General features: G+C 65.4%; 15 protein-coding genes. 10 read left to right on the plus strand and 5 right to left on the minus strand.

Annotation, left to right across the window (positions count from 1 at the left end; all coding sequences use genetic code 11):
- Window positions 1–40: 40 nt before the first annotated feature.
- Both msrB and upp read left to right on the plus strand, forming a co-directional pair.
- The gene (gene msrB, locus CFR71_RS00835) at window positions 41–445 is read left to right on the plus strand and encodes a peptide-methionine (R)-S-oxide reductase MsrB (RefSeq protein ID WP_110526565.1); all 405 of its coding nucleotides are present in this window, start codon (window positions 41–43) and stop codon (window positions 443–445) included.
- Complete coding sequence (gene upp, locus CFR71_RS00840; protein ID WP_110525807.1) at window positions 442–1,119, plus strand: uracil phosphoribosyltransferase; 678 nt, start codon at window positions 442–444, stop codon at window positions 1,117–1,119. Before msrB ends, upp begins: the two co-directional genes overlap by 4 nt.
- Before the next feature lie 329 nt (window positions 1,120–1,448).
- On the opposite strand, the gene CFR71_RS00845 is transcribed toward upp, so the two are convergent.
- From CFR71_RS00845 to carA, 4 genes are all read right to left on the minus strand, one after another.
- The gene (locus tag CFR71_RS00845; protein ID WP_110525810.1) at window positions 1,449–2,648 is read right to left on the minus strand and encodes a threonine ammonia-lyase; all 1,200 of its coding nucleotides are present in this window, start codon (window positions 2,646–2,648) and stop codon (window positions 1,449–1,451) included.
- 10 nt (window positions 2,649–2,658) lie between these two features.
- A complete protein-coding gene (gene greA, locus CFR71_RS00850; protein ID WP_110525813.1) occupies window positions 2,659–3,132 on the minus strand; it encodes a transcription elongation factor GreA in 474 nt (157 codons plus the stop codon).
- Between the two features lie 131 nt (window positions 3,133–3,263).
- Window positions 3,264–6,521 (minus strand): carbamoyl-phosphate synthase large subunit, encoded by a 3,258-nt coding sequence (gene carB / locus CFR71_RS00855; protein WP_110525816.1) that lies wholly within the window; start codon window positions 6,519–6,521, stop codon window positions 3,264–3,266.
- 13 nt (window positions 6,522–6,534) lie between these two features.
- On the minus strand, window positions 6,535–7,950 hold the full coding sequence (gene carA / locus CFR71_RS00860) for a glutamine-hydrolyzing carbamoyl-phosphate synthase small subunit (RefSeq protein ID WP_110525819.1): 1,416 nt from the start codon (window positions 7,948–7,950) through the stop codon (window positions 6,535–6,537).
- A gap of 168 nt (window positions 7,951–8,118) precedes the next feature.
- On the opposite strand from carA, the gene CFR71_RS00865 reads away from it, so the two are divergent.
- The 5 genes from CFR71_RS00865 (at window position 8,119) to CFR71_RS00885 (ending at window position 13,969) form a co-directional block, all read left to right on the plus strand.
- Window positions 8,119–8,580 (plus strand): GatB/YqeY domain-containing protein, encoded by a 462-nt coding sequence (locus tag CFR71_RS00865; protein WP_110525822.1) that lies wholly within the window; start codon window positions 8,119–8,121, stop codon window positions 8,578–8,580.
- A 14-nt stretch (window positions 8,581–8,594) separates the two neighbouring features.
- Window positions 8,595–10,487, plus strand: a complete 1,893-nt coding sequence (gene dnaG, locus CFR71_RS00870; RefSeq protein ID WP_110525825.1) for a DNA primase — start codon at window positions 8,595–8,597, stop codon at window positions 10,485–10,487.
- A 234-nt stretch (window positions 10,488–10,721) separates the two neighbouring features.
- Window positions 10,722–12,701 carry an RNA polymerase sigma factor RpoD gene (gene rpoD / locus CFR71_RS00875; protein WP_110525828.1) on the plus strand — a complete coding sequence of 660 codons (1,980 nt, stop codon included), beginning with the start codon at window positions 10,722–10,724 and terminating at the stop codon, window positions 12,699–12,701.
- 37 nt (window positions 12,702–12,738) lie between these two features.
- Window positions 12,739–13,305 (plus strand): GNAT family N-acetyltransferase, encoded by a 567-nt coding sequence (locus CFR71_RS00880; protein WP_110526567.1) that lies wholly within the window; start codon window positions 12,739–12,741, stop codon window positions 13,303–13,305.
- 169 nt (window positions 13,306–13,474) lie between these two features.
- Window positions 13,475–13,969, plus strand: a complete 495-nt coding sequence (locus CFR71_RS00885) for a hypothetical protein (RefSeq protein WP_133251079.1) — start codon at window positions 13,475–13,477, stop codon at window positions 13,967–13,969.
- Between the two features lie 54 nt (window positions 13,970–14,023).
- Here CFR71_RS00885 and CFR71_RS00890 read toward each other — a convergent pair whose 3' ends face one another.
- A complete protein-coding gene (locus CFR71_RS00890; RefSeq protein WP_110525834.1) occupies window positions 14,024–15,019 on the minus strand; it encodes a glycosyltransferase family 4 protein in 996 nt (331 codons plus the stop codon).
- 331 nt (window positions 15,020–15,350) lie between these two features.
- Here CFR71_RS00890 and rpsF point away from each other — a divergent pair, with 331 nt between their 5' ends.
- From rpsF to rplI, 3 genes are read left to right on the plus strand one after another with little or no spacing between them, the layout of a single operon-like run.
- On the plus strand, window positions 15,351–15,854 hold the full coding sequence (gene rpsF, locus CFR71_RS00895) for a 30S ribosomal protein S6 (protein WP_110525838.1): 504 nt from the start codon (window positions 15,351–15,353) through the stop codon (window positions 15,852–15,854).
- 6 nt (window positions 15,855–15,860) lie between these two features.
- Entirely contained in the window at window positions 15,861–16,136 is a 276-nt protein-coding gene (gene rpsR, locus CFR71_RS00900) for a 30S ribosomal protein S18 (RefSeq protein WP_110096040.1), read from the plus strand.
- Window positions 16,137–16,149: 13 nt separating this feature from the next.
- A complete protein-coding gene (gene rplI / locus CFR71_RS00905) occupies window positions 16,150–16,752 on the plus strand; it encodes a 50S ribosomal protein L9 (protein WP_110525841.1) in 603 nt (200 codons plus the stop codon).
- The last annotated feature ends 98 nt before the right edge of the window (window positions 16,753–16,850 follow it).

Consider the following 16,850-nt stretch of genomic DNA (forward strand, 5'->3'; position numbering starts at 1 on the left):
GCGGAATGCCTGCCGGGGCATTATGAAAGGAAAAAAGACGATGGGCCAAACGGAAAAAGGATCGGGCGGCTGTGGCTGCCTGACGCCGGAACAGCTGCGCGTCCTGCGTGAACACGGGACGGAACGTCCGGGTTCCAGCCCGCTGAATGATGAAAAACGGGCCGGGGAATACCGTTGCGCGGGATGTGGGGCGCCGCTGTTCCGCTCGTCGGCCAAATATGACAGCGGCAGCGGCTGGCCCTCCTTCAGCGAGGCGATCGCCGGCGCGGTCGCCACCACCACCGATACCAGCCACGGCATGGTCCGCACGGAAGTACACTGCGCCCGTTGCAACGGGCATCTGGGCCATGTCTTTCCCGACGGGCCGCCGCCCACGGGGCTGCGATACTGCATGAATGGCATCGTGCTGGATTTCGTCCCGCGTGACGCGGGGGCCTGCGCATGACGCGCGAAGCGGGCGCGGCGGGAGGCCAGGCGGCCTTCGGGGATGATCCCGACGTGGTGGTGCTGACCCATCCGCTGGCGCGGCACAAGCTGACCCTGCTGCGTGATGCGCGCACGTCCACCGGGGAATTCCGCCGTCTGGCGCGCGAACTCAGCATGCTGGCGGGGTATGAGGCCCTGCGTGACCTGCCGGTGGAGGACGTGGAAATCGACACGCCGCTGGAACGCATGACCGGCCAACAGCTTGCGGGAAAGAAGCTCTGCCTCGTCTCCATCCTGCGGGCGGGGAACGGGATCCTGGACGGGATGCTTGATCTTGTCCCGTCGGCGCGGGTGGGGCATGTCGGCCTGTATCGCGACCCGGCGACGCTGGAGCCCGTGGAATATTACCTCAAGCTGCCGGATGACCTTGCCCGGCGACGCTGCGTCGTCGTTGACCCGATGCTGGCGACCGGGCACAGCGCCGTCGCCGCCATTACGCGCCTGAAACAGGCCGGGGCCGACAGCATCGTTTTCGTCTGCCTGCTGGCCGCGCCCGAGGGGGTTGCCTGCCTGCGCGCGGCGCATCCCGACGTGCGGGTGGTTACCTGTGCCATTGACCGGGGGCTGGACGATCATGGCTACATCCGTCCGGGCCTTGGCGACGCGGGGGACCGGCTGTTCGGCACAAAATGAGAGCACTGTCCCGATGCCGGGCGTCAGCCTGCATCGGGGCCGTGCCGGGCATTCCGGAAATGTCGCGTCATAAGCATGAGGCACGCCATGCGGCCATGCGCCATGGGGCGAACGCAGTTACGTGTAAAATCAGGCGGCCTGCCAACGGGTGCTGGCGTATTCCCGCGATCCTGAGCGTGCCGGGACGGTCAGGGCGCCCGTTTCCGGACACGCCCACATCCCCGCTTTGGCGGGAAACTATCGCAGGGTCGATCCTGATGACCGGTCCAGGCGCGGTTTCCGACAGCAGGTAACGCGGGGCATGGCCGTTGCGGCAGGGCCGCGGCGTTTTAGCAGGTGCGACGGACGATATAGGTCTTGGACAGTTCCGTCTCCAGCTGGCGGGCATGTTCCGGGTCGCGGGCCTCGACCATGATTTCCAGCTCGGCCGCCTGCACGCTGGGCGTGGTGAACAGCCGCTGGTGCGAGACCTCGATGATGTTGCCGCCCGCGTCCCCGATCCTGCGGGAGATATCGGCCAGCACGCCCGGCCGGTCGGGAATTTCCATCTTCAGGGACAAAAGCCGCCCGTCTCGCAGCAGGGAGCGCAGGAGCGTGTTGGCAAGGATGCGGCTGTCAATGTTGCCGCCCGTGACCGGCAGCGCCACGCGCTTTCCCCGGAACATCTCGGGATAGGTCAGGACCGCCGCCAGCGCCGTGGCGCCCGCGCCCTCGCTGACCTGCTTGGCCCCTTCGGCCAGCATGGTGATCGCGGTCTCGATCGCGCTTTCGGGAACCGTCAGCACGCCCGAGACATGTTCGCGCATGACCTCCAGCGGCTGGCGCCCTACCTTGAGGACGGCGATCCCTTCGGCAATGGTGGGACCGCCCGGCGGCAGCAGCTCATCCCCCGGAAAGCCGGAGAGGGAGGAGTAATTTTCCACCTGCACGCCGATGATATCCATGCCCGGACGCAGCGCGCGCGCCGTGACCGCGCACCCCGACAGCAGGCCGCCGCCGCCGATGGGACAGACGAACGTGTCGAGTTCGCCCGCATCCTCCAGCAGTTCGAGGGCGAAGGTGCCCTGTCCGGCCATCACCTCGGGATCGTCATAGGGATGGACGAAGACCCGGCCCTCACGCTCGCACAGGGCGTTGGCATGGGCCATCGCCTCGGCAAAGCTGTCGCCTTCGAGGACGACGCGCGCCCCCCATGCCGCCGTGCGCGTCACCTTGGCCACGGGGGTAAAGCGCGGCATGACGATGACCGCGTCAATACCGAGGAGGGAGGCATGGCGCGCCACCCCCTGCGCATGGTTCCCGGCGGAAACGGTGATGACGCCGCGCCTGCGCTCGCCTTCGTCAAGCAGCGCCAGCTTGTTGGCGGCCCCACGCTCCTTGAAGGAGCCGACCGCCTGCAGGTTGTCGAGCTTGAGCACGATATCCGCGCCGGTCGCCTGCGAAAGCGCCTGCGACGGCACGGTGGGGGTGCGCAGGACACGCCCGTTGATGCGCCGCGCGGCGGCACGGATATCGTCAAGTGTGATCACGTCATATGCCTCAGCCGTAGGTGACGGCCAGTATTTCGTAAGTGCGGTCGCCACCGGGGGCGGGGACCGAAACGCTGTCGCCCACGCTCTTGCCGATCAGCGACTTGGCCAGCGGGGAGGAGATCGACAGAAGCCCCTGCTTGATGTCGGCCTCATAGACGCCGACGATCTGGTAGGTGACTTCCTTGTCCGTTTCCTCGTCCACCAGATGGACGCGGGCCCCGAACTTCACCTGGTCGCCCGACAGGGAGGCGGGATCGATCACCTCGGCTGAGGAGACGATTTCCTCCAGCTCCAGGATGCGGCCCTCGGTAAAGGACTGGCGTTCGCGCGCCGCATGGTATTCGGCGTTCTCCGACAGGTCGCCGTGGCTGCGCGCCTCGGCGATGGCCCGTATGATGGCAGGACGTTCTTCACTCTTGAGCTTGCGAAGTTCTTCTTCGAGCCGTTGCAGGCCTGGGCCTGTCATCGGAAATTTCTGCAAGATGTATCCCCGGGGTGAAGGTCAGCGTTCGACGACTGACGGATGGTGTGGTCATGGCGAACGCCCGCATGAAACACCCCCCGCCCGCCGGACGCCATCGGGGCGCGGACGGGCAGGGGGATGCGGGACGTTCAGTACGATCCCTTAAAGTAGGATTGAAGCGGCGCGACTTCAAGCACCCCGTCGCGCATCGCCGCGATGGCGTAGGTCGCGGCCCGCGCGCCCGCGATGGTGGTGTAATGCGGGATCCCGTGGGTCAGGGCCGAACGGCGGATGTCAAAGCTGTCGGTGACCGACTGCGCGCCCTGCGCCGTGTTGATGACCATCTGGATTTCGCCCGAACGGATCGCGTCCACGCAGTTGGGGCGTCCCTCCAGCACCTTGTTGATCACGCGCACCTCGACGCCCGCGTCACGCAGGCACTGCGCGGTGCCGCGGGTGGCGACCACGCTGAAGCCCATGTCCACCAGCCTGCGGCCCAGCGACTTGACCGCCGCCTTGTCGCTGTCGCGCACCGACAGGAACACCTCCCCCGACAGGGGCAGGCGGACGCCCGCGGCAAGCTGCGACTTGGCAAAGGCGCGTTCGAACGACGCGTCAAGTCCCATCACCTCGCCGGTGGAGCGCATTTCCGGCCCGAGGATCGTATCGACATCGGGGAAGCGGTTGAACGGGAACACCGCTTCCTTGACCGCGACATGCGGGGCGACGGCCTGGTCATCGAGGCGGAATTCCGACAGGCGGGCGCCAGCCATGACGCGCGCGCCGATCTTGGCGACCGGAACGCCCGTCGCCTTGGCGACGAAGGGCACCGTGCGCGACGCGCGGGGGTTGACCTCCAGCACGAAGATGTCGTGGCCCTTGATCGCGTACTGCACGTTCATCAGCCCGACGATGCCCAGTTCGCGGGCCATTGCCTCGGTCTGGGCCTTCAGTTCGGTGACGATGGCGGGCGACAGGGTATAGGGCGGCAGCGAACAGGCGCTGTCGCCCGAATGGATGCCCGCTTCCTCGATATGTTCCATGACGCCGGCGACATAGACATCGGTGCCATCGGCGATGCAGTCCACGTCGGCCTCGATCGCGTCATTGAGGTAGCGGTCGATCAGCACCGGTCCCGATGCGACGTCATGTCCCGCAAGCTGCAGCGCCACGCGCATGTAACGCTGCAGGCTGGCGCGGTCATGCACGATTTCCATCGCCCGTCCGCCCAGAACATAGGACGGCCGCACCACGACGGGATATCCGATCCGGTCCGCCACGTCCTCGGCCTCCGCCAGGGAGCGGGCGATGCCGTTTTCCGGCTGGCGCAGGCCCACCTTGTGCAGCATCGCCTGGAAACGCTCGCGGTCCTCGGCGCAGTCGATGGCGTCGGCCGGGGTGCCCAGCAGCGCGATGCCCGCCGTCTCCAGCGCATGCGACAGCTTCAGCGGCGTCTGGCCGCCATACTGCACGATGCAGCCCAGCACGGTGCCGTTTTCCTGTTCGCGGCGGATCAGCGCGATCACGTCCTCGGCCGTCAGGGGCTCGAAATACAGCCGGTCGGACGTGTCGTAATCGGTGGAGACCGTCTCGGGGTTGCAGTTGACCATGATGGTCTCGAACCCTGCTTCGCGCAGGGCATAGGCCGCATGCACGCAGCAGTAGTCGAACTCGATCCCCTGTCCGATGCGGTTCGGGCCACCACCGAGGATGACGATCTTCTTGCGATCTGTCGGGTCGCTTTCGCATTCGGGCGTGCCGAAGCCGCCTTCGTAGGTCGAATACATGTAAGGCGTGGGCGATGCGAACTCGCCCGCGCAGGTGTCGATGCGTTTATAGACCGGCGTGACCCCCAGCCGCGTGCGCAGCTCAAGGATCTCATTGGCCGAGGTGCCCGACAGCCGCCCGAGCTGCACGTCGGAAAAGCCGAGGCTCTTGAGCGCGCGCATCCGGTCCGCGTCGCGCGGCAGGCCGTCGCGCACGACGCCATGTTCGGCGGCGATGATCTTTTGCAGTTCACGCAGGAACCACGGCTCGAACTTGCATGCATCGTGGATGTCCTCCACCGACAGTCCGGCGCGCAGGGCCTGTGCTGCCATCAGGATGCGTTCGGGGCGCGGCTGCGACAGGGCGGCGCGGAAGGCGTCGGGACCGCCATCGCCCGGCGCGTCCACGGGATCAAGGCCCGCCAGCCCGATTTCCATGGAACGCAGGCCCTTCTGCAGCGCCTCGGGGAAGGAGCGGCCGATGGCCATCGCCTCGCCCACGGATTTCATGCTGGTGGACAGCAGGGCCGGGGTGCCGGGGAACTTCTCGAACGTGAAGCGGGGGATCTTGACGACGACGTAATCGATCGTCGGCTCGAACGACGCGGGCGTGGTGCCGCCGGTGATGTCGTTGGCGAGTTCGTCAAGCGTGTAGCCGACCGCGAGCTTTGCCGCGATCTTGGCGATGGGAAAGCCCGTCGCCTTGGACGCCAGCGCGGAGGAGCGCGAGACGCGGGGGTTCATCTCGATCACGACCATGCGGCCATCGGCGGGATTGATGCCGAACTGCACGTTCGATCCGCCGGTTTCCACCCCGATCTTGCGCAGGCACGCCAGCGAGGCGTCGCGCATGCGCTGGTATTCCTTGTCCGTCAGCGTCAGGGCGGGGGCCACGGTGATGGAATCGCCCGTATGCACGCCCATCGGGTCGATGTTTTCGATCGAGCAGATGATGATGCAGTTGTCGGCGGCGTCGCGCACGACCTCCATCTCGTACTCTTTCCAGCCGAGGACGGATTCCTCGATCAGGACCTCGGTCGTGGGGGAGGCATCGAGGCCGGAGGAGACGATGCGGTCGAACTCCTCGCGGTTATAGGCGATGCCGCCGCCCGACCCGCCCATGGTGAAGGACGGACGGATGACCGACGGCAGGCCCACCTGTTTCAGCGCCTCGCGCGCTTCGGTCAGGGTGTGGGCGATGACGCTGCGCGGGCTTTCGATGCCGATGGCGTCCATCGCCTCGCGGAATTTCTGCCGGTCCTCGGCACGGTCGATCACCTCGGCGTTGGCGCCGATCAGTTCGACATCGTGCTTCTTGAGGAAACCCGACTTGTCGAGCGCCATCGCCGTGTTCAGCGCGGTCTGCCCGCCCATGGTCGGCAGGATGGCGTCGGGCTTTTCACGCAGGATGATGCGTTCGACGAATTCCGGGGTGATCGGCTCGATATAGGTCGCATCCGCAAGGCCCGGGTCGGTCATGATGGTCGCTGGGTTGGAGTTGACCAGGATGACGCGGTAACCCTCTTCCTTCAGGGCCTTGCAGGCCTGCGCGCCGGAATAGTCGAATTCGCACGCCTGGCCGATCACGATCGGGCCGGCGCCGATAATCAGGATGGAGCTGATATCTGTCCGTTTGGGCATGTCGATACGGCTTTCAGGCGGTGTGGGAGTGGGAGTCGATCAGGGCGACGAAGCGGTCGAACAGGTAACGGCTGTCTGACGGGCCGGGGCTGGATTCGGGATGGTACTGCACCGAAAACGCCGGATACCGGTCGGAGGCGATGCCTTCGTTCGATCCGTCGAACAGGCTGACATGCGTGGCGCGGACCCCTTCGGGCAGGGTCTTGTCATCTACGGCGAAACCGTGGTTCTGGCTGGTGATTTCCACCTTGCCCGTCGCAAGGTCCTTGACGGGCTGGTTCGCGCCGCGATGCCCGCGCTCCAGCTTGTAGGTCTTCGCCCCCAGCGTCAGGGCCAGCAGCTGGTGGCCAAGGCAGATGCCGAACACCGGCTTGCCCGCCTCCAGCACGCCACGGATGGCGGGGACGGCATAGGACGCGGTGGCCGCCGGGTCGCCCGGACCGTTGGACAGGAACACGCCCGCCGGTTCGTGCGACAGGATTTCCTCTGCCGTGGCGGTGGCGGGGACGACGATGACGTCGCATCCGGCGGATGACAGGCAGCGCAGGATGTTGCGCTTCGCCCCGTAATCGACGGCGACGACGCGGCGGCGCTTTTCAGGAAGGGGGACGGTGCCATGGGGCCAGTGCCACACGCCCTCGTCCCAGGCATAGGATTTGGCGCAGGTGACTTCGCGGGCAAGGTCCATGCCCTCCAGCCCCGGCCACGCACGGGCCTGCGCCTGCAGGGCGGCGATGTCGATGCTGCCGTCGGCGGGATAGGCGACGATGGCCGTCTGCGGGCCGCCATCGCGGATGCGCCGGGTGATCGCGCGGGTGTCGATGCCGCAGATGCCCGCGATGCCCCGCGCCCTGAGCCACGCGTCGAGCGATTCCACCGAACGCCAGTTGGCCGGCGCGGTCAGGTCTTCCTTGACCACCAGGGCGCGGGCCGCGACGCGCGTGGCCTCGTCATCCTCGGGGGTGGTGCCGACATTGCCGATATGGGGAAAGGTGAAGGTGATGATCTGTCCGGCGAAGGAGGGATCGGTCAGCGTTTCCTGATATCCCGTCATGCCGGTGGAAAAGCAGATTTCGCCAATCGCGGCGGCACCTTCGGCATGCGCGCCAAAGCCGCGGCCCCACAGGACGGTGCCATCGGCCAGGATCAGGGCGGCGGTGGCGGCATGGGGCCGGCTGGCCGGAGAGATCGGATTGGGCGCGGTCGAGGATGGCGCGGTCATTGGGGGCTCCGGTCGGTCGGATTCGGTGGCGGGTTGCAGGTCGGACAGGGACAGGCCGGTTTCACGCAGCACCACGGTCCAGTGCTTGGGCGGGATGGCGCGGGCCTGTCGCCATTTGCGCACGGCCTCCGTGCTGACGCCCGTCAGGCGCGCGGCCTGTTCCGGGCCGCCAAGGCGCTGTATGATGTCTTCTATTGTCATCGGCATTGGATGATTGTCCCTTCCGGGTCTATTCCCTATCAGCGGACAAAGGGGATGGGAAGAAAATTCCGCCAGCTTTCCGGTTGCGGAAAGTGGGAAAAAGATTCCCGGTCATGTCGGCCGCAGTCCGTGCGGCGGACCACTGTCCCCTACCGATCAACAGGAGTTTGAAGAATGTCCTTGCGCGCACGTTTCATGGAAGACCTGAAAGCCGCCATGAAGGCCGGACAGAGTGACCGCGTCGGCACGATCCGCATGATTACGGCAAAGCTGAAAGACCTCGACATCGCGGGTCGCGCGAAAGGGGAGGACAAGGTCAGCGACGACGCCGTGATCGGCATGCTGCGCGGCATGGTCAAGTCGCGCACGGAATCCGCCGCGATGTACCTGCAGGGCGGACGCCCCGAACTGGCGGCAAAGGAAGAGGCGGAAATCGCGCTGATCCGCACCTACCTCCCCGCCGACCTGGACGAGGAAACGCTTGAGGCCGCCGCGCGCGAGGCGATCGAGCGCACGGACGCGACCTCCATGAAGGACATGGGCCGCGTCATGGCGGCGCTGAAGACGCAGTTCGGCAGCGCGCTGGACGCGGCCATTGCCAGTTCCATCGTCAAGTCGCTGCTGTCCGCGCGCTGAGGAACCGGCAGGCGATGGCGCTTGATCCCGCCTTTCTGGACGAACTGCGCGCCCGGACCCCGATCGCGGCGGTCATCGGGCGGCGCACCAAGCTGGTGCGTTCGGGCCGGAACTGGAAGGCATGCTGCCCCTTCCACGGGGAAAAGACGCCATCGTTCTATGTCTATGACGACCACTTCCACTGTTTCGGATGTGGCGTGCATGGCGATGTCATTTCCTTCGTCATGCAGAGCGAGGGACGCTCCTTCCCCGAGGCGGTGGAGGAACTGGCCTCCGCCGCCGGGATGGAGGTCCCGCGCCCCGACCGCCACCAGCGCGAGGCCCAGCAGGAAGCCCGCACCCTGGGCGACGTGCTGGAGGCGGTGCAGCAGGCATGGCGCCGCCGCCTGTACCAGAACGAGGGGCGTGAGGGACTGGCCTACCTGCGGGGCCGTGGCCTGACGGACGAGACGATCGAGGCGTTCGGCCTTGGCTGGTCTGGCGACGGGCGGGGCGGCCTGCTGGCGGAACTGGCGGCGCATGACATCACCCCGGCGCTGCTGGCGCAGGCGGGGCTGATGCGCGTGGATGAACATGGCCGGCCGAAAGGGGAGCTGTTCTTCAACCGCGTCACCTTTCCCATCCGCGACCGGCGCGGGCGGCTGGTGTCGTTTGGCGGGCGCATCCTTGGCGATGGGCAGCCCAAATACCTCAACGGGCCGGAAACCGCGATTTTCGCGAAACGCCGCGTCCTGTTCGGGCTTGACCGCGCCCGCGCGGCGGTGCGCGCGCCACGCGGCGGCCCGGATGCCCCCCCGCGTCCCGAACTGCTGGTGGTCGAAGGCTACATGGACGTCATCGCCCTGCACCAGGCCGGCTTTGCCGGCGCGGTCGCCCCGCTGGGCACCGCGCTCACGGCCGAGCAGATGGAGGCGCTGTGGCAGGTGTCTTCCGCGCCGGTGCTGTGTTTCGATGGCGATGCGGCGGGGCAGCGCGCGGCGGTAAAGGCGGCGGAAACCGGGCTGCCGCTGCTGAATGTCGATCGGACCCTGCGCTTTTGCGTCCTGCCCGAGGGCGAGGACCCCGACAGCCTGCTGCGCCAGCAGGGCGGGGCTGCGATGAGTGGCCTGATCGAGGGTGCGCGTCCGTTGAGCGAGGTCCTGTTTGGCCTGCTGAGCGAAGGGGTGCCGCGCGATCCCGCCCCGGAGCAGCGCGCGGCCCTGCGCCAGAAACTGGTGGAGGCGGCGAACCTGATCCCTGACAGGGGACTGGCGTCGGAATACCGCTCCACCCTGCTTGACCGGTTTTTCGCGACCTTCCGGCGCCGCCCCGCGTCGGGCGCGCGTGGCGGGGGACGGCAGGGCGGCATGCATGGCGCCCGCCCGTTCCTGGTACCCGCCGCCGATGCCCATGGCGTCCCGGTCACGCTGGACGCGCAGGCGGTCACGCTGGAGCGGATGCGCATCTTGACCGCCATCCTGCTGCGCCATCCCGAAGTGCTGGAGGACGTGCAGGACGCCTACTGCCGGCTGGACATGCCCGACGAACTGTCCGGGCTGCGGGCGGTGATGCTCGACATGCTGGCCGAGGAAGGGGGCGACAGGGATGCGCCCGCCCTCCTGCTGGCGCTGGAGGAGCGGATCGGGGCCATGGGCCTGTCGCAGGCACGCGACCGGGTGCTGTCGTCCCATCCCCTGCCACTGTCGGCCCAGAAGCAGGACGGGGACCTGATGTCCATCGATGCGCGGCAGGAATGGTGGCATTTCTACGCGCTTTTGAATGTGGAGCGTTTTGCCCGAGACCTGCGCCTTGACACCGAACGGATGTGCGGGGGGGAATTTGACGAACAGGCATGGGAAAGCCTGCGTGTCAGGCTGCTGGCGCTGGAGGCGCTGCGGCGTGGCGGGGATATTCCCGATACGCAATGAAGGGGCGTTGTTTTTTGGGGAAATCGGGGCGTGCCCCTTGACTTCGGGGGGTGAATCGACCACCTGCACCTGTCGAAAGAAGTGGATGCGGTACGATGGCCGTATTTTTGTTTCCGCCGCGCACGCAGCGTGACGGAAACGGCGGAAGGGACACGGTTCCCGGACGCGGGGCCTTCATGTTTCCGCCCGTGATGGGGCGGGCTACAGAATTTGCTGGGTAGGGATTGATCGGGCATGGCGACAAAGACAGCCGCGGGAACGGATGCAGCTTCTGGTGACCAGGACAACGACACCACCTTGCTGGATACGCAGTCCGGAGCCGTCAAGAGGCTGATCGCACGCGGCAAGGAGCGGGGGTACATCACGTTCGATGAACTCAATGCCGTCCTGCCGCAGGACCAGATGTCTTCCGAGCAGATCGAGGACGTGATGGCCGCGCTATCGGAAATGGGCCTGCAGGTTGTCGAGAACGAGGACAACGACAGCGAGGCCGAGGAAAGCGCGCCCGAACCCGAAGCCAAGAGCGAGGAACCCGCCGAGGGCGAGGGCGAGGAGCAGGCGGCGGGCAACGTCGACAGCGAAAACCTGGGCCGTACCGATGACCCGGTGCGCATGTACCTGCGTGAGATGGGCTCGGTCGAGCTTCTCTCCCGCGAGGGCGAGATCGCGATCGCCAAGCGTATCGAGGCCGGGCGCGATGAAATGATCGGCGGCCTGTGCGAAAGCCCGCTGACGTTCCGCGCCATCATCTCGTGGCATGAACGCCTCAAGGCCGGGGAGATGCTGCTGCGTGACATCGTCGATCTGGAGGCGATGCAGTCCGGCAACGCCGCTCCCGGCGAGGATGCGGAAGAAAGCGAGGAAGACGCGGGCGAAGAGGGCTTCGACGCGGCGGCCGGAAATGACGAGTCCGAGGAAGGCGAGGGCGAGGGAGAAGGCGCGGGCCTGTCGCTGTCCGCGCTGGAGGAAAAGCTCAAGCCCGAAATCCTCCTGCAGTTCGAGGAGGTGGAGGCACTGTACGCCCGCCTGCATGAACTGCAGGTGACGCGCCTTGAGAAGCTGACGTCCGGGGGCGAAATCTCCGCCGAGGCGGAGGCCGCGTACGAGCAGCTGCGTTGCGAGCTGGTCGGCAAGGTGCAGCAGGTCCACCTGCACAATACCCGCATCGAGGTGCTGGTGGAGCATCTCAAGGCCATCTTCCAGCGCCTGAACGGACTGGAAGGCCGCATGCTGCGCCTGGCCGAAAGCACGAAGGTCTCGCGCGAGGATTTCTTGCTGAAATATCGCGGGCGCGAACTGGATCCGGGCTGGGTGGACGTCGTGTCGGCGCTGCCGGGCAAGGCGTGGAAGAACTTCGTCGCCAAGCATATGGACACGGTCATCAAGCTGCGTGGGCAGGTCGCGGAACTGACGCAGGAAACCGGCCTGCCGGTGGGCGAATTCCGCCGCGTCTATGCCACCGTTTCGCGGGGCGAGCGTGATTCCGCGCGCGCCAAGAAGGAAATGATCGAGGCGAACCTGCGCCTCGTGATCTCGATCGCCAAGAAATACACCAACCGCGGCCTGCAGTTCCTTGACCTGATCCAGGAAGGCAATATCGGCCTGATGAAGGCGGTGGACAAATTCGAATACCGCCGTGGCTACAAGTTCTCCACCTATGCGACATGGTGGATCCGTCAGGCCATCACCCGCTCCATCGCCGATCAGGCGCGCACGATCCGCATCCCGGTCCACATGATCGAGACGATCAACAAGCTGGTGCGTACCTCGCGCCAGATGCTGCATGAGATCGGACGCGAACCTGCGCCGGAGGAACTGGCTGAAAAGCTGGGCATGCCGCTGGAGAAGGTGCGCAAGGTCCTCAAGATCGCCAAGGAGCCGATTTCCCTTGAAACCCCGATCGGGGACGAGGAAGACAGCCATCTGGGCGATTTCATCGAGGACAAGACGGCGGTCATCCCGCTTGACGCCGCGATCCAGACCAACCTGCGCGAGGCGACGACGCGTGTCCTGTCGTCGCTGACCCCGCGTGAGGAGCGCGTGCTGCGCATGCGTTTTGGCATCGGCATGAACACCGACCATACGCTTGAAGAGGTCGGACAGCAGTTCAACGTGACGCGCGAACGTATCCGTCAGATCGAGGCCAAGGCGCTGCGCAAGCTCAAGCATCCGAGCCGTAGCCGCAAGCTTCGCTCTTTCCTTGACGACAACTGATCGGCCTTGGGACGACGGGGGACGGGTGGGGGATGGCATGACGCGCGTGGCGGTGGACGTGACGTTCCTGTGCATGGACCGGGAGCCGCCCGGCAATGTCCCCCCACTTCCCGAAGGATATGAGATACGGCGGGAGATACATCCCGCCGTATCGCTGTACCGCGACCTGTACAACCGCGTCGGGCAGGATTACTGCTGGTGGCTGCGCCGCGTCATGGGCGATGCACAGCTGGCGCAGCTTCTGGAAAATCCGGCGATTGGCGTCTACGTCCTGCGTTGCGATGGGGAGGTGGCGGGCTTTTTCGAACTCGATGGCCGCCAGTGTCCCGATATCAACCTGGCCTATTTCGGCCTGCTGCCGCGCTGGATCGGGCGCGGGATAGGGCTGGCGTTCCTGCATGCCGCCATACATATCGCATGGCGCAACGGGCCGGCGGCGCTGCGCGTCAATACGTGTTCGGCCGATCATCCACGCGCGCTTCCCAACTATGTCCGGGCGGGGTTCCGTGCCGTCCGCGTGCTGCGCGAAGTGTGGGACATCCCCGACCATATTGGCCTGTCCATACCGAAAAACCTTTGTGTTCCGGCCATTAGCCACATCTGAAAATCATTGTTAATGTAACTGTTAAATTATTTCTTTCGACCCCATTGTTATAACAAGAATGCCCCCCGATATTCCCTTCAGGAGAAGGAGGAATAAGCGGGTGGAATACAATTTTTCTTATTATTCGTTCCGCGGCGTAAGCAGGTCAGACATACTTTCCGATCTGGACATGCGGGATACGGGGAACGTCGATGCCAGTGGCCAGTGCGATTTCGCCATGGCCCAGCTTCCTGACCAATGGATCGTATGCCGCTACAATAACCTTGCCCGTCCCCCCGTGCTTGCGCGGGACAAACTGTCGCGGCAGGGGACCCTGATCGTATGTGACGTGCAGGAGGGCGAACATGTCAGCCGCGTGCAGTGTTACGAAAAGGGCGAGCTGAAATGGTCGATCACCCATGATGGCGAAGGGGGCGATACGCTGGATCTGGAGGTCAGTGGAATTGTCCCGCCTTCCTTTTCCCCCATGCGCAAGGCGGCTTTCGTGGCGCAGCAGAAAGTGGACCGTCAGGGTGGCGACATGACTTCGCACCCGATGTACTGGCTGCCGCTGGATTTCGCCGCCAGCCTGACCGGCTATCGCTATGACCGGGAAACCTACGAATGGGGAACGCCGGAGTTCACCGAGCTTGAGCCGGCGCCGCCTTCTCCGGACCTGTTCTGATCCCCGCCCGTGCCCGTTGCCCGGGCAGCAGGTCGGAAACGTCCGGTGGTGCCATCAGGCGCGCAGGCCGGCCCTGACGCGTTCGTAAAAGGCGGTGATCTGCCCCGCCTGGCATACCGGGTCGAAACGGCCCATGTCCCACTGGCGCGGACCCTGCTGTCGCATGTGACGCATGGCCTGGGCCATCGCATTGACATCGCCGGGTGGCACGAGTTCCGGCGAGGATGGGTCAAGGATGTCCAGCACGCCGCCCGCGGCTGTCGCGATGACCGGCCGTTGCGCCGACATCGCTTCCAGCAGGACCAGTCCGAAGGCTTCATGCACGGAGGGCAGGACGAAACCGTCCAGCATGTGGAGGTCGGTCGGCAGGTCCGTGCGATAGCCGGGAAACAGGACGTCTCCACCGCCCAGCTGTTCCAGTTCGCGACGCTGGGGGCCATCGCCAAACAGCACCAGCCGGGCATCCGGCAGGGCGGCGCGCCTGAAGGCCCGCACGAGGGTATCGAACCCCTTTTTGGGGATCATCCGTCCGGCCGCGCCGATCAGGAAGGTATCTTTCCCGATGCCCAGGGATGCCCGCATGTGCTGGCGTTGCGCCGGCGTTGGCGGCGTGCGCGGTTGCGTCCAGTTGCCGATGACGGAATATGGCCGGACAAAGCTGGCGGGAATGTCACGCGCCTGCCACCGGGCGATGCAGATCAGCCCGTCGCACCTGTGATAGGCGCGGCTGCTGAACCTTTTGTGCAGTGTTGCGACAAGGGGGACGTTTTGCGGACGTGGCAGCAGCCCGAGGCGAAAGCTCGTCTTGCCAAGGTGCGTATGGATGACGTCCGGGCGAAAGGTTCTCAGGGTTTTCAGATAGGTGGCGCTGTATCCCAGATATCCCGCGCGAATGGTTTCGACCGACGGGGCGATGTGGGGGACGATGTCGCCCCCGGTCAGGGGATCGCGCGTGTGGCGGGCGATCTGGATGCAGACCTCGTGCCCGCGCGCCTGCAGGGCGGCCAGTTCGCTGACATATCGTTCGGTTCCGGCAAATTCGTTTGACATCACGCAATGAAGAATTCGCAAGCCTGGCCCCTCTGGTTAAGGACAACGAACACGCAAAACGAAGTCTGACGGGGAAAAGATACTATGGAAGTACCTATTTCCTTAAGAATTGTTTCAGTCCCGTGCCGACCGGATGCGGCGCGGGGCAGGGCAATATGGGGACTGCCGTGCTTTTTTCCTTGTCTGGAGCGGTCGATCGTGCTTCAACGCGCACCTTCCCTGCCGGGTGCATGGCATTGCGTCCGGCTATACCCGCGTCATGCGACAGCATGATGGCGCGATGGACCGTGTCCATGGCGAAAGGGGTTGAACAGATCCGAAGGGAGTTCCCATGCCATTGTATGAAACCGTGCTGATTGCACGTAATGACGTGTCGCAGCAGCAGGTCGAAGCCATCGCCGATGGCATCGCCACCGTGCTGGAAGCTGAATCCGGTTCGATCAAGAAGCGCGAATACTGGGGCCTGCGTACCCTGGCATACCGCATCAAGAAGAACCGCAAGGGGCATTACATGCTCCTCGGCCTGGACGCGACGCCTGCCGCCATCAAGGAAATCGAGCGTCAGCTCAGCCTGAACGAAGACGTCCTGCGCGTGCTGATGCTGCGCGTTGACGAAATCGACGACGCCCCGTCCGTGATCCTGTCGCGCAAGGGTGACGAGCGTGAACGTGGCTTCCGTGGCCCGAAGCCCGCCGGTCGTTTTGAAAGCGGTCGTGGTGGCAACAATGCCGGCCGCCGCAACTATGACGATCGCGAAGAGTTCCGCGCGCGCAACGAGCGTGAAGAACAGCAGCGCAACAATGCCGGCGCGCCCGCCAGCAGCGAAGCGGAGTAAGAGCTGATGTCCGAAACAACCGAGATCAACCCCGCCGCCCGCCGCGTGGCCGTGGGTGCGCGTCGTCCGTTTTACCGTCGCCGCAAGTCCTGCCCGTTCTCCGGCCCCAACGCGCCGCAGATCGACTACAAGGACGTGCGCCTGCTGAGCCGCTTCCTGTCCGAGCGTGGCAAGATCGTCCCCAGCCGCATCACGGCAGTGTCCGCCAAGAAGCAGCGCGAACTGGCCCAGGCCATCAAGCGCGCCCGTTTCCTGGCCCTGCTGCCCTATATCGTAAGCTGAGGGAGGCAGAACCATGTCCGCAGTAGAACTCATCCTGCTCCAGCGCGTCGAAAAGCTGGGCCAGATGGGCGAGATCGTCACGGTGAAGCCGGGCTATGCCCGCAACTTCCTGCTGCCCCAGGGCAAGGCGATCCGCGCCAACGCGCACAACCGCGAGCGTTTCGAGCGTGAGCGCGTGCAGCTTGAGGCCCAGAACCTGAAGCGTCGCGAAGAAGCCGAGCGCCTGTCCGAGCGCATGCACGGCCTGTCCGTCGTCCTGATCCGTCAGGCTGGCGACAGCGGAAGCCTGTATGGCTCCGTCACCACCCGTGACATTGCAGAGGCCCTGACGCAGGCGGGCCTGACGGTTTCGCGTTCGCAGGTCATCCTGCCCGAACCCATCAAGCAGCTTGGTGTGTACGAAGTCCGCGTTGCGCTGCATCCCGAAGTTTCGATGCAGGTCAGCGTGAACGTCGCCCGTTCGGAAGAAGAAGCCGAGCGTCAGGCACGTGGCGAGGAAATCGGCGCCGAGCGCGACGATGACGCGTCCGGCTTTGTCGAGGAAGCGGTCGAAGTCGAAGCCGCCCCCGAGGAAGAAGCGCCCGTCGCCGCGACGGAAGAACACCCCGCCGCCTGAACAGGCCACGGGTCCGGCCCATCCCCGTGATGGGCCGGATGTTCATGCACGGCAGAAGGCCCGGCGGGATGTCCCGTCGGGCCTTCTGTCATTTCATG

It is taken from the genome of Novacetimonas pomaceti, assembly GCF_003207955.1.
GTDB classification, from domain to species: domain Bacteria; phylum Pseudomonadota; class Alphaproteobacteria; order Acetobacterales; family Acetobacteraceae; genus Novacetimonas; species Novacetimonas pomaceti.